At 34.9% G+C, this 11,949-nt stretch carries 14 protein-coding genes; 9 read left to right on the top strand and 5 right to left on the bottom strand.

Going from position 1 to position 11,949, the window contains the following annotated elements:
- Nucleotides 1-17: 17 nt before the first annotated feature.
- The 3 genes from NH286_RS00250 to NH286_RS00240 all read left to right on the top strand — a co-directional run bounded on the left by NH286_RS00250 (nt 18) and on the right by NH286_RS00240 (nt 1,144).
- On the top strand, nt 18-323 hold the full coding sequence (locus NH286_RS00250) for a hypothetical protein (RefSeq protein WP_265235945.1): 306 nt from the start codon (nt 18-20) through the stop codon (nt 321-323).
- Nucleotides 316-795 (top strand): ferritin, encoded by a 480-nt coding sequence (locus NH286_RS00245; protein WP_265235944.1) that lies wholly within the window; start codon nt 316-318, stop codon nt 793-795. The genes NH286_RS00250 and NH286_RS00245 overlap by 8 nt, the downstream gene beginning before the upstream one ends.
- 118 nt (nt 796-913) lie before the next feature.
- Complete coding sequence (locus NH286_RS00240; protein ID WP_265235943.1) at nt 914-1,144, top strand: hypothetical protein; 231 nt, start codon at nt 914-916, stop codon at nt 1,142-1,144.
- A gap of 48 nt (nt 1,145-1,192) precedes the next feature.
- On the opposite strand, the gene NH286_RS00235 is transcribed toward NH286_RS00240, so the two are convergent.
- The gene (locus NH286_RS00235) at nt 1,193-1,999 is read right to left on the bottom strand and encodes a Cof-type HAD-IIB family hydrolase (protein WP_265235942.1); all 807 of its coding nucleotides are present in this window, start codon (nt 1,997-1,999) and stop codon (nt 1,193-1,195) included.
- 4 nt (nt 2,000-2,003) lie between these two features.
- Complete coding sequence (locus tag NH286_RS00230; RefSeq protein WP_265212174.1) at nt 2,004-2,243, bottom strand: glutaredoxin family protein; 240 nt, start codon at nt 2,241-2,243, stop codon at nt 2,004-2,006.
- Between the two features lie 87 nt (nt 2,244-2,330).
- Between NH286_RS00230 and srtB the strand changes: the two genes are divergently transcribed.
- Nucleotides 2,331-3,113 carry a class B sortase gene (gene srtB, locus NH286_RS00225; protein WP_265212172.1) on the top strand — a complete coding sequence of 261 codons (783 nt, stop codon included), beginning with the start codon at nt 2,331-2,333 and terminating at the stop codon, nt 3,111-3,113.
- The gene (locus NH286_RS00220) at nt 3,110-4,015 is read left to right on the top strand and encodes a DNA-3-methyladenine glycosylase family protein (protein ID WP_265236156.1); all 906 of its coding nucleotides are present in this window, start codon (nt 3,110-3,112) and stop codon (nt 4,013-4,015) included. The genes srtB and NH286_RS00220 overlap by 4 nt, the downstream gene beginning before the upstream one ends.
- Before the next feature lie 128 nt (nt 4,016-4,143).
- Here NH286_RS00220 and NH286_RS00215 read toward each other — a convergent pair whose 3' ends face one another.
- From NH286_RS00215 to NH286_RS00205, 3 genes are read right to left on the bottom strand one after another with little or no spacing between them, the layout of a single operon-like run.
- On the bottom strand, nt 4,144-5,880 hold the full coding sequence (locus tag NH286_RS00215; RefSeq protein ID WP_265235941.1) for a phosphoenolpyruvate carboxykinase: 1,737 nt from the start codon (nt 5,878-5,880) through the stop codon (nt 4,144-4,146).
- A gap of 51 nt (nt 5,881-5,931) precedes the next feature.
- Complete coding sequence (locus NH286_RS00210) at nt 5,932-6,252, bottom strand: branched-chain amino acid transporter permease (protein WP_106460826.1); 321 nt, start codon at nt 6,250-6,252, stop codon at nt 5,932-5,934.
- The gene (locus tag NH286_RS00205) at nt 6,245-6,928 is read right to left on the bottom strand and encodes an AzlC family ABC transporter permease (RefSeq protein ID WP_265235940.1); all 684 of its coding nucleotides are present in this window, start codon (nt 6,926-6,928) and stop codon (nt 6,245-6,247) included. Before NH286_RS00205 ends, NH286_RS00210 begins: the two co-directional genes overlap by 8 nt.
- A 200-nt stretch (nt 6,929-7,128) precedes the next feature.
- Here NH286_RS00205 and NH286_RS00200 point away from each other — a divergent pair, with 200 nt between their 5' ends.
- The 4 genes from NH286_RS00200 to NH286_RS00185 all read left to right on the top strand — a co-directional run bounded on the left by NH286_RS00200 (nt 7,129) and on the right by NH286_RS00185 (nt 11,942).
- Nucleotides 7,129-8,499: an NAD(P)/FAD-dependent oxidoreductase gene (locus tag NH286_RS00200; RefSeq protein ID WP_265235939.1), complete on the top strand. Its 1,371-nt coding sequence runs from the start codon at nt 7,129-7,131 to the stop codon at nt 8,497-8,499.
- Nucleotides 8,499-9,323, top strand: a complete 825-nt coding sequence (locus NH286_RS00195) for an alpha/beta hydrolase (protein ID WP_265235938.1) — start codon at nt 8,499-8,501, stop codon at nt 9,321-9,323. The genes NH286_RS00200 and NH286_RS00195 overlap by 1 nt, the downstream gene beginning before the upstream one ends.
- Nucleotides 9,324-9,396: 73 nt before the next feature.
- Nucleotides 9,397-10,530 carry a THUMP domain-containing class I SAM-dependent RNA methyltransferase gene (locus NH286_RS00190; RefSeq protein ID WP_265235937.1) on the top strand — a complete coding sequence of 378 codons (1,134 nt, stop codon included), beginning with the start codon at nt 9,397-9,399 and terminating at the stop codon, nt 10,528-10,530.
- Complete coding sequence (locus NH286_RS00185) at nt 10,527-11,942, top strand: L,D-transpeptidase family protein (RefSeq protein WP_265235936.1); 1,416 nt, start codon at nt 10,527-10,529, stop codon at nt 11,940-11,942. Before NH286_RS00190 ends, NH286_RS00185 begins: the two co-directional genes overlap by 4 nt.
- Nucleotides 11,943-11,949: the final 7 nt, after the last annotated feature.

The following is an 11,949-nucleotide window of genomic DNA, read 5'->3' as shown; positions in this document are numbered from 1 at the left end:
TAAAATAGGAGAAAACTATGGATGACTTATTATTAATCAAAAAAATAAATCCAAATACTGATACAGATACGATTTATCCATATAGTTTCCAACTTGATGAGTTATTTACCAGGAAGGATGCGATGGATATTTTAAGTGCGCTTAAAAATAAAGGAATTTTACCAAGCGATGAATTTATGGTTAAAGATAAGACCTTCACAGTTGAAATTTACTCCAAAGACACAACAAAAGTAATAAAGGAGATTTTAGATAAGGATTTTAAGATATATGGGGTATATATACCTTATGAAGATTATCTAGAGAAAGGAAGAATAAATGAGTAAAGCACTAGAATTATTAAATGAACAAATGAACTTTGAGTATGAGTCAGCATATGTATATAAGGCAATGGCTGCATATACAGATAGACTTGAAATGGATGGATTCACACATTGGTTTGATCACCAAGTAGCTGAAGAAATCGAACACGGTGAAAAAATGAAACACTTCCTACAAGAAGTAGGTTACGATGTAAGATACAAAGCTATACCAGAGCCACAATATGATTATGAAAGCTTACTTGACGTATTTAAAGCAGCCTTAGCTCATGAAAAAGAAGTAACAAGAAGAATTCATGAAATAGCTGAAGTAAGTAAAGATGAGGATTTAAGAGTATTTTCATTCATCCAAGCCTTCATCGATGAACAAGTTGAAGAAGAAGATTCTGTTTCTAAGATTGTTACAAAACTTGAAAGAGCAAAAGACAATTGGGGAGCTCTATACATCCTTGATGGTCAAATGTTTGCTAGAGGTTAATAGTAATTATAAGCAGGGCGAGATTAGCTTGTCCTGTTTTTTATTTAAGAAATTTTAAATTTAAGAATCTTGAAATTAAAATTAAGATTGTGTATAATATCTTCAAAAGGAGAAATGTATGTTAAGCGCAACTTTAATAATTTTAAGTATAATATTAACTCTTGCATTTTGTATAATAGGATTATTCCTATGCCTACCTATTTTATTGATAGGTCTTGTTATTGGAATATTTATTTTAATAATAAAGATCTTTGCAGAAGTCTTGTCATTGATTTTGCCTATCCTGCTTATAGGAGGATTGCTATACTTGTATAGAGCGTATAGGGAAAAAAGATCAATTTACGAGTAAGAAAAAAGAGTTTGGATTTATTTCCAAACTCTTTTAAATTACTTAATTTTATAAATTTAATACAAAGTTTTCAATTGCTTCGCCTACAGCTCCCCTGCTATTATCTGCTTGGGTTACATAGTCTGCGCTTTGTTTTACTTGCAATCTTGCATTTCTTACTGCTATAGCAGTTCCTGCTTCTTCTAGCATGGCTACGTCGTTGTAGTTATCACCGATTGCCATTACATTTTTCATATCTATCCCATAGTGGTCGGCTACTTTTTTTAGGGCTATTGCCTTGTTTACGCCTTTGGCATTTATTTCCATGTACATATTTGATGAATAGGATATTTCAAGATTATAATCAGTTATTCTTGCTATATCGACCTCTAGGGCTTGGAGCTGGTTCATATTTGAATTCTTTATTATTGTTTTTAGAACTGTTTGGCCTTCTAGAAAGTCTATATTGTCCCCCTCTATAAGGTTTATGTGGCTTTCAGCAATGAGTGTTTCATCGCTTAGGTTTATACCATATTTTTTATCTAGGGTATAAAGATAGAAGGTAAGCTTATTTTTATAAGCATATTCAAAAATCTTTTTAGCGTAGGAGAAGTCCATATCTAGGACATCTATAATTTCTTTGGTCTTCACATTCGTGATTACAGCACCGTTACAGCATATGACAAAGCGGTCATCTGCTATCACTCCGGCTTGGTCTGGTATATCAAATATTTCATAAGGGCCCCTTCCAGTTGCAAGCATGACTATTACTCCCTTATCTTGGGCAGCTTTGATAGCCTTTTTGTTTCTTTCTGGTACAAGGCGGTTATGATCTATTATTGTTTCATCAATATCAGATGCTATTAACTTAATCATAGTTTTATCCAAGAAGATTTTCCTTAAGATAGGTTATTATGTCGTCAGATTCATAGAGATATTTGCCATCGTGATAGAGGCAAGGTACTTGTCTTTTTCCACCTTCGTCTATTAGCTTAATCATGGCATCTCTATCTTCATTTATATTTACTAGGGGAATTTCTATATTATTTTCTTTCATGAAATCTTCAACTTTTTTGCAATATCTGCACACAGTTCCTACATATAATTTATAATCTTTCATGTTTACTCCTTTTTTGATAAAAAACTTTTAATTATCATCTCTTATGGTATATTATACTAGTAAAAAGAACGTTTTAAAGGTGGTAAAATGAAATCAAAAATAATGGCGCTTATTAGGTTTATCCTAATTTTGATAATATTAGCCTGCATAGCAATTTTAGGAAAAAGAGGTCTAGATTACTGGACTAATATGAAAAATAATAGATATATAGAAAACTTATCTAAAGAAGCAGAAGAAGACGTAGCTAGAGATGAAGGACAAAGCAGCAAAGATGGCAAAGAAAGTGACCCTCTTGCTAGACTTGAGAAAGTTCACCTAAGCCTACTTAAGAAATTAAAAGAGCAAAACTCAGATGTTATTGCTGTTATAGAAATTCCTGGCACAGGCATAAAATATCCGATTCTTCAAGGACCTGATAATGAATTCTATCTAAGAAAGGGCCTAAATAAGGAATATGACATAGCAGGTTCAATTTTTATGGATGTTTATAATTCAAGTGATATTACAGATGATAACTCTGTTATCTATGGTCACCATCTTGAGATTGACTCTATGTTTACACCTCTTGACCAATATAGAAAGCAAGAATTTGCAGAAAAGCACAGGACAATATATCTTACAACAGAAGATGGTCTTCGTGAATATTTGATATTTTCTGCCTATGGAATCCCATCAGATTATGACTATAGGACTTTAGATTTCACCTATACAGGGGATAAGGTACCATATTATAATAAATTAAGGTCAAACTCTGAGGTAAGCCTTGATACCAGGGCATTTAAGGAAGATGATACAATTATTACTCTTTCAACATGCCAATATGATTATGCAGATCAAAGGCTAGCAGTGCATGCACTTAGGATTAGATAATGAGATTTGAAACAAAAGATAAAAGAGAATTAAATATCGAAGAAACTTCCCTGGGCTTAAAACTTAGGGAAGATTCTTTTAATCCGACCCATATTTTTGAATGCGGTCAGTGTTTTAACTTCAAGCTTGAAGAAGATGGGTCTTATACGGCTGTTTTTTTAGGAAAAATCATAAATTTACTAGAATGCGATGGCTACACACTTATAAGAAATGTGAGCCTTGATGAATTTTATGAGATTTTTTATGATTACTTTGATCTTGGAACAGATTATGGATCTATTAGGGATTTTCTTTCAAAAGATGATACCCTAAGGGATGCGTGCGACTATGGTTATGGTATCAGGATTTTAAATCAAGAATTATTTGAAACAACAATTTCTTTTATAATTTCTGCCAATAATCAAATACCAAGGATTAAAAAGGCAGTTAGGATAATTTCTGAAAGATATGGAGACTATCTTGGTGATTATATGGGATCTTCTTATTATTCCTTCCCAAGACCAGAAGTCTTGGCTCAGGTCGATCCACTAGAGCTTAGAGAACACGCTAGAGTAGGCTTTCGTGATGTAAGGATAGTTGAAACAGCTAAGGCCTTTGTGGATGGCTTTTTAAACTTTGAAGATGAGAAAAATCTTACAGATTTAGACCTTCACAAGAGGTTAAATGAGCTTCCAGGGATTGGACCAAAGGTTGCCGATTGTATAATGCTCTTTGCCTACCACAGGAGGGAGACCTTCCCTGTAGATGTGTGGATTAAAAGAGTCATGGAAACACTTTATATCGGCAAGGAAGTGCCTAAAAAGCAAGTGGATAACTATGCTAGGGAAATCTTTGGAGATCTTGCAGGCTATGCCCAACAATATTTATTTTACTATGGCAGAGAAAATGCTATAGGCAAATGAAAATAAGCTTAAAGTGATTTTGGAAAATTGTAGTTGTTTGATTTTATAAAAATCCTAAGGCTTTAATATTGAAAATGAAAAAAGAGTTGAATTCTTAAGTGAATTTCAACTCTTTTTTATTGATAATTTTATAAAGCCTTTATTATTTCAAAAAGTTCTCTAGCTGATTTTAGTGGGCCATCTGTTTCCATGCCTTCTACACCTAGTTGGGTTCTTATGACTCCAACTTTTGTCTTATCCATAAATAGCTTTGAGAAATAGCCTTCGATTAGTTGGTCGCAAACTTTTTGTTTTTGGTAAGGGCCAAATGGATTTGCGAAGTAGGATTCTACAAGTCCTGTCTCTGTAGTTGTGCCCTTAGCAAACCTTGCTCCACGTTTAAATACCTTGACTGCATCGTCTTTATTATCGAAAAATTCGATTGACTTATCATCTTCTTTGATCTTGTCATAGTTATTTGCGTAGAGGAAGAAGTCTACTTCATAGCCTGCCATGATTTGTGAATAATCGGCTACCGGCATGATTAGTCTTGCGTTTATCTTATCTGGGTTCATGAAGATTGACCTATCTATTTGCTTAAAGGCATAGCCAGAATCTAGGTCATCTAGCCTTACGAAGGCACCGATTTCTGTACCGTAGGCCTTGACCTTGTCATCTTTCATTCTGAATGTGCCCATATCATCAAAGATTACTGTCATATCCTTTATATAATCCTTGGCAAGGGTTCTGAAGGCTTCGATTGATTCGCTTTTTCCAGCTCCGCTATCGCCTAGGATTACAACATTGGCACTCTTGCCATTTTGTAAAACTACATTTACACCTGCACCGTGGATTGGGAGGTAGGATTTTTTCATTGATATGATATTTGATAGGGTTAGGCACATTTTCTTAAGATAACCGAAGTAATCTTTCTTGTCTGAATAGTTTACATAACCTATTAAAAGGCCTGACTTATCTTCGTAGAAGACGTTTTGGTCTTTAGAATTTTCTCCACCAAATACATAGATAGCATCTGGTCTGTTATTTTGAATTTCCTCTTCATCGGCTAGGTCAAAAAGGTTTGATGCTGATATGCCGTGGGTGATGAGGTTTTGGTGGAAGTAGATATAGACTAAATTATCCCCAACTCTTGCTGGATAGCATAAAAATTCGTCTGTATCTATATCAAGATTTGTTATTGGGTTATTTTCTACTTCTTCAAAGAAACCGTCCCTCTTATTTGATTTTGTATAGGTTATATAAGGGGTTTCGATCATTACCTTGGTTATGAAAGGAATTTCATTTAGGTAGGCATAATCTTTTGGATAGGCTATCTCGAAATTTTTAACTATCATTGAAGCATTGGCACCTGCTGGTACTTGTCTAAATACCTTTGGGCTTTTGCCTGTAACTGATACTTCTACCTTTCTGTAGATTTCAAGGATAAGGTCCTTAAATCTGATATTTGAAGATAGGAAGTTTTCTACTTCTAAGCCCCTATCATAGTCAGATTGTTCGATAATTGAGTATCTTTCTAGCTTTCTCCAATAGTCGTAGACATCTTCTACGATTCTTGTTAGGGCTTCTCTTTCCTTGTTTAGGTCGTGGTACTTGTTGATTTTTTCGCTGATTTCATCAAGGCTCATAACTGTAAGAATCTTTGTTATGTCCCTAATTTCGCTTGCAAGAGCCTCTATATCTGATGACCTGAAAAATTTTTCTAGGTAGGTATAGATTCTTGTTCTATTTTCTTTGTGGTGATTTACAAAAGAGCAAATGACTTCAAAGAAGCCCTCGCTTTTTAGCAAGTCATCGGAGTTGTTGAAATAGGCCTTTGAAAAGTTAATTACGGCCTTGTTGTTAGATATATTTATTTCTTTTCTCATGGTTTCTCCTCTAAACTTATTTCTTTTCTTAGACTTTATTTTACTACTAATTTAAAGAAAAACTAATTGAATTAATACCATATAGACAAAAGTGCCTACAGATATTGAAATAAAGAGCTTTTTAAATTTAGCATGGAGAATAATTACTGTAGCTGATGCTATTATTTCAGGCAGTCCATAAGGGTAGGCCAAAACATTTATATTTCTTAAGGCAAAAACTACAAGTAGGGGCATGAGGGCAAAGGGTAAGTACTTGCCAAAATATTTGATTAAATCAGGTAAATCTTTTTTTGAAAAGAAGAAAAAAGGTGTTGACCTGATTAAAAAAGTAGTTAGGGCTGATGCAAAGACTATCATTAGTATTCTAGACATTTTTTTCCTCGATTCTTTCCCTGAGGCCATATAGGCTTAAAACAATTAAAAGTAGGGCTGGTATCATAAAATTATCTGGCTTAAATATCAAAAGTGCTGCTATAGATAGGGCTAGGCCAATCTTAAGTGGCTTGTGATTTTTAGTTGCAAAATATTGCTCAACCAAGAGCACTAGGAAAAGTGCAGTTAGGACAAAGTCCATCCCCATGGTATTAAAGCTAATTAGATTGCCAAGTAGGGCGCCTATGTAAGTAGCGATGGCCCATACCAAATAATTTATAAGGCCAATTGCCAAGAAAAAATCACTTTTTTTAACATCTGCTGGTGGCTTAATAGAAGTATCAAGGGCGAAGGTTTCATCTGAAAGTGTTAATATAAAGAGAAACTTGCTCCTTGAACTCTTGTATTCTTTGATCATGCTTACCCCATAAAACATCATCCTTATGTTGACTGATAGGGTTAGGATAATAATTGCTATGATAGAAATATCAGTCTTAAGGAGGGGAAGGATTATAAATTGCATGCTACCAGCATAGATTGTTAGTGATAAAAATGGTGCAAAAAGTGGGTTATAACCCTCTTGACTGACCATAATACCAAAGGTTATGCCTAAAAACATGTAGCCGATTATAACTGGTACTGTGTAGGGCAAGGCCCTTTCAAAAGCTTTTTTCATAAAAATTCCTTTCTAATAAAATCTTTATTACCTAAAAATTATAAATATCATTACAGGTATTTTACTTAATTCTTAACAAATTCTCAATAGTTTACATAAAATTTAACACTTTATCCGAAAAAATATAAAAATGTTTGCTAAAAAGCTTATAAATCGTATAATATAGCAGGTTAAGTAGAATTCTAAGAAGAGGAGAAATCATGAAAGACTATGACATTATTGTAGTAGGTGCAGGAGCAGCAGGAGCTTTTCTGGCTTATGAATTAACTAAGCTTGATACAAAGAAAAAGGTCCTCATAATCGATGGTGGTAGAAAAGTAGAAAACAGGTCTTGTCCGATTACAGATGGCAAGGTTGACCACTGCATAGGATGTAAGCCATGTAACATCATGTATGGTTTTGGTGGTGCAGGCACCCTATCTGACGGCAAATACAACATAACAACCAATTTTGGTGGAGATTTACATAGGTATGTTGGAGAAAAAAAGGCCATGGAGCTTATGGAATATGTAGATAGTGTCCTAATGGATTTTGACGGAGGAGATGACCTTGAGTTATATTCCACAGACAAAAACAACCTTAAGACAATATGCCTAAGACATGACCTTCACTTATTAGATGCCAAGGTTCGCCACTTTGGTACGGATAGAAACAAGCTAATCCTTCAAAGAATCTTTGACTATGTAAAAGATAAGATAGACTTTGAATTTTCAACCATGGTCACCGATGTAGACTATGAAGATGAAAAATATATAGTTAAAACTAATAAGGGAGAAACTTTCAGGTCTGATGATATAGTCCTTGCTGCAGGTAGGTCTGGATCTAAATGGATAGGTGAGGTTTGTGATAAATTTAATATCAAATCTAAGAGAAATAGGGTTGATATAGGCCTTAGGATAGAAGTGCCAGCAGAAGTCTTTAAGCATATAACAGATGATGTTTATGAAGCAAAGATAATGTATCAAACCAAGCAATATAATGACGTTGTAAGGACATTTTGTATGAACCCTTACGGTCATGTTGTAACAGAAAACACTAATGGAATCCTAACTGTAAATGGCCATTCCTTTACAGATCCTAAGTTACAATCAGCAAACACAAACTTTGCCCTTCTGGTTACAAATAGGTTTACAGAGCCATTTGAAGACTCAAATGAATATGGCGAATCAATAGCTAGGCTTTCAAACATGCTAGGTGGGGGAGTTTTGATGCAAAGATTTGGTGACCTAATTAAGGGTCGTCGTTCATCAGAAAGAAGAATGGCCAAGTCCTTTACCAAGCCAACCATGCAGGCAACACCAGGAGATTTATCTCTAGTAATGCCAAAGAGACAGCTTGATGATATAATCGAGATGATCTACCAGCTAGATAAGATAGCACCAGGTATGGCAAATGATGATACCTTATTATATGGAATCGAAGTTAAATTCTACAACTCAGAAGTAGAAGTAGATGATAAATTTGAATCAACCCAAAAAGGCCTATATTGTATAGGTGATGGTTCAGGAGCAACCCACTCTCTATCCCAAGCATCAGCTTGTGGAATAGAAGTTGCAAGAGTTTTAGCCTAATGAAATACATCTACCAAGAGATAAGAAAAGCAGATGGCATAATTTTAAGGGGTGTGATAAACACCCCTGATGATTTTGATGCCAACAAGAAATACCCAACAGCCATCTTCTTTCACGGTTTTGGGGGAGATAGGAATGGGTCAACAGACTTTAGAATCCAACATTCAAAATATCTTACAGATAGAGGCTTTGTCACAATCAGGTTTGATTTTTCAGGTTCTGGTGAATCAGACGGAAGCTTTTATGATATGACCGTATCAAGAGAGCTTGAAGAAGCGGAAATGATGAATGACTTTGCAAAGCTTAAATATTTTGTTGACAAGGATAAGATTTTCTGGATAGGTCATTCCCTAGGTGGAGTAATATCAACACTTCTAGCCTATAAACTAAAGCCTAAGGCCCTAGTACTTTTAGCTCCAGCAAGCGATATGAACGATAAGGACTATCTAAAGGTCATGGCAAAGACAGTGTTTGAGGGAGAAGCCCTAAGTCAGAGCAAGATAAAGGCTGGCCAATCTTTCGATGAGCTTGTAGCAAGCATTAGGGATGCTGATATTGGAGGAAAGAGACTCCATATCAATTTCCTCTTGGACTTTATTCTAAAAGATATCTATGGCAAGGCCAAAGAATATGAAGGCAAGGTACAAATCCTAAGAGGAAATAAGGATGCCTTGGTATTTAGGGATGCAAATGAGAAATTGCAAAAAGCCTTTAAATATGCGACCTATGAAGAAATCGACCAAGCAGACCACTCCTTTACCAATGAAGATGTGAGAAACATCGTCTTTTCCAAGACTTATGAGTTTTTGAAAAAAATAATTTAGAAACCAGCCACTTTTGTGGCTTTTCTTGTGTCAAAAAAGATGAAAAGCTTTAAAAAACTGTTATAATAAAACTATGGAAAAAATACTAATTACCACAAGCTTCGGCCTTGAAAGCCTAGTCAAATTTCAACTAAGAGATTTAGGCTATGAAGATTTTGAAGTAAGTGATGGGATGATTGTCTTAAATGGCAAGATTAGCGACTTAGGAAAACTAAATATAAATTTAAGGCATGCAGATAGGATCTTTCTAGAAATAGGATCATTCATTGCAAGAGATTTTGAAGAACTCTTTGAGGGAGTAAATAAAATTTCTTGGCAAAATATCTTAAATAAGGACAGCAATTTTATAGTAAATGCAAGGACCTACAAGTCTAAGCTATTTTCTTTAAGGTCAATCCAATCTATAAGCGAAAAGGCCATAATAGATAAGTTAAGGGCCTTTTATAAGGTCAAACATTTTGAAAAATCAGCCGAAAGAGTCAAAATCGAGATAATGCTAGATAGGGATAGGGCAAGTATCTGCCTTGATACATCTGGAGAGGGTCTTCATAAGAGAGGATATAGAGAAGATTCGGTAAAGGCACCCCTCAGGGAAAATATTGCGGCAGCCCTTGTAGACCTATCTTTTTATAAGCCAGAAAGATTTTTATTCGATGGCTTTTGTGGGTCGGGGACAATCCTTATAGAAGCTGCAAGGATAGCTAGAAATATAGCCCCTGGCATAGATAGGGACTTCGACTTTAATAAATTTAAATTTATAGGACCTGAAGTTTATCAAGATGCCAAAAAAGAAGCCCTAGCAAGGATAGATTATTCTAAAAAGCTAAATATTTTAGGTTCAGACATATCAGGCAGGGCCATAAGTCTTGCCAAGCAAAATGCTATAAATGCAGGTGTAGAAGAAGATATTTCTTTTATAACAAGAGATATTTCATCTGTGGCACTTAAGGATGATTACGGTATATTTATATCCAATCCACCCTACGGACTTAGGTTATCTGACATAGACATGGATGAGATTTATAAAAAGATGAACAACAAGCTAGCAAGGCTTGACACCTGGTCTTTATATTTTATAAGCGCAGATGATAAGTTTGATAGGAAATTTAAGAGGAAATTATCTAGAAAAAGAAAGTTATATAATGGTGGCCAAAAGGTAGATTTCTATCAATATTATGGCAAAAAACCAAGCAAGGAGGACTTTTGACAGACGAAAGAAACAACAAGAAGTCTAGAGGACTTTTAATAGGCTTACTTGTAATAATAGGATTATATTTAATAGTAACAGTGGTCTTTGCTTTTATAGCACTTCCAAATACCTTTGTAAATGGTAGGGACATATCATATGCATCTAAAGAAGAAGCTTTAAAAAAACCAGCTGAAAGCTTTTCTATAAATATCAAAGGCAGGGATGAAAGAGCTACGACAATCAACCTTAAAGATGTAGATTATAAGGCATCAATCCCAGAATCAGCATCTATTGACCAAAACCCATTTAAATGGCCACTAGCCTTTGCAAAAGTGGCAAATGATGAATTTAATTTTGATTATAATATAAAATATGATGAGAAAAAATTTGAAAAACTCGTAAGTACATCTGCCCTTATGACAAATGTTACAAAGCCAGAAAATGCAAGTTTAAAATACAACGACGGGGCCTTTACAATAATACCAGAAGTAATGGGAAATATGATCGACCCTAACAAACTTGATGCAAAAATAAAGGATGCTATTTATTCTCACAAGGAAGAAATAGTCCTAGATGATAGTGATTATATCAATCCTCAAGTTAAAAATAATTCAAAAGAATTAGAAAAATTATTAGCAGATGGAAAGACAATAGAGGGTTTAAAAGTAAAATTCAACTTCAATGGCTTTGATATAAAGCTTGAAGGACAAGAACTTGTCGATATGTTTGATACAAATGGAACAAGCTTTGAATTAAACTATGATAGACTTGCTAAATTTATTGAAGAAGTAGCTGATAAAACCAATACCTATGGCAAAAACAGAACATTTTCTGCAACTGGCATAGGAAAGATTACTGTAAATCCAGGAGTTTACGGTTTTATCTTAGACCAAGCAGCAACAATAGATAAGGTATATGAGCTAATTAACACTAGAAAATCTGGAGATATAGAACCAGTTTATCAAAGGGCTGGTTATGCTAGATATGAAGATGGTGGGGATTTAGGTGATAGCTATATAGAAGTAGACTTATCAAGACAATATATGTGGTATTATCAAGATGGAAATGTAGTTTTAGAAACATCAATAGTATCAGGTCTACCTACATCCACTACCTGGGCAAGCAACGTAGGTGTAGGTTCAATCCAATCTAAACAAAGAAATACAACCCTCAAGGGTGCAGATATGAATGGTGGAAGGTATGCAACCCCAGTATCTTATTGGATGCCAATAGGATGGGATGGAGAAGGATTCCACGATGCTCCATGGAGAGGCGGTTTTGGTGGTGGAATTTATTTTTCAAACGGCAGCCACGGTTGTCTAAATATGCCACCAGCAATGGCAGCCAAGCTATTTGAAATGGTACCATTTGGCCTACCGGTAGTTGTATATGAATCAAGCACAAGCAACAGTCCAGCTATGTCTTATTAGGAAGAAA

The sequence above is a fragment of the Anaerococcus sp. NML200574 genome (assembly GCF_026131665.1).
Taxonomy (GTDB): Bacteria; Bacillota; Clostridia; order Tissierellales; family Peptoniphilaceae; genus Anaerococcus; species Anaerococcus kampingae.
The sequence above is the reverse complement of the archived record's forward strand: the minus strand, read 5'-3'. Positions and strand labels throughout refer to the sequence as shown.

Bases quoted from the DNA above. Each gene is read 5' to 3' on its own strand.
- NH286_RS00250 (WP_265235945.1), top strand. From the start codon at position 18: ATGGATGACTTATTATTAATCAAAAAAATAAATCCAAATACTGATACA.
- NH286_RS00245 (WP_265235944.1), top strand. From the start codon at position 316: ATGAGTAAAGCACTAGAATTATTAAATGAACAAATGAACTTTGAGTAT.
- NH286_RS00240 (WP_265235943.1), top strand. From the start codon at position 914: ATGTTAAGCGCAACTTTAATAATTTTAAGTATAATATTAACTCTTGCA.
- NH286_RS00235 (WP_265235942.1), bottom strand. From the start codon at position 1,999: ATGATTAAGTTAATAGCATCTGATATTGATGAAACAATAATAGATCAT.
- NH286_RS00230 (WP_265212174.1), bottom strand. From the start codon at position 2,243: ATGAAAGATTATAAATTATATGTAGGAACTGTGTGCAGATATTGCAAA.
- srtB (WP_265212172.1), top strand. From the start codon at position 2,331: ATGAAATCAAAAATAATGGCGCTTATTAGGTTTATCCTAATTTTGATA.
- NH286_RS00215 (WP_265235941.1), bottom strand. From the start codon at position 5,880: ATGAGAAAAGAAATAAATATATCTAACAACAAGGCCGTAATTAACTTT.
- NH286_RS00210 (WP_106460826.1), bottom strand. From the start codon at position 6,252: ATGTCTAGAATACTAATGATAGTCTTTGCATCAGCCCTAACTACTTTT.
- NH286_RS00205 (WP_265235940.1), bottom strand. From the start codon at position 6,928: ATGAAAAAAGCTTTTGAAAGGGCCTTGCCCTACACAGTACCAGTTATA.
- NH286_RS00200 (WP_265235939.1), top strand. From the start codon at position 7,129: ATGAAAGACTATGACATTATTGTAGTAGGTGCAGGAGCAGCAGGAGCT.
- NH286_RS00195 (WP_265235938.1), top strand. From the start codon at position 8,499: ATGAAATACATCTACCAAGAGATAAGAAAAGCAGATGGCATAATTTTA.
- NH286_RS00190 (WP_265235937.1), top strand. From the start codon at position 9,397: ATGGAAAAAATACTAATTACCACAAGCTTCGGCCTTGAAAGCCTAGTC.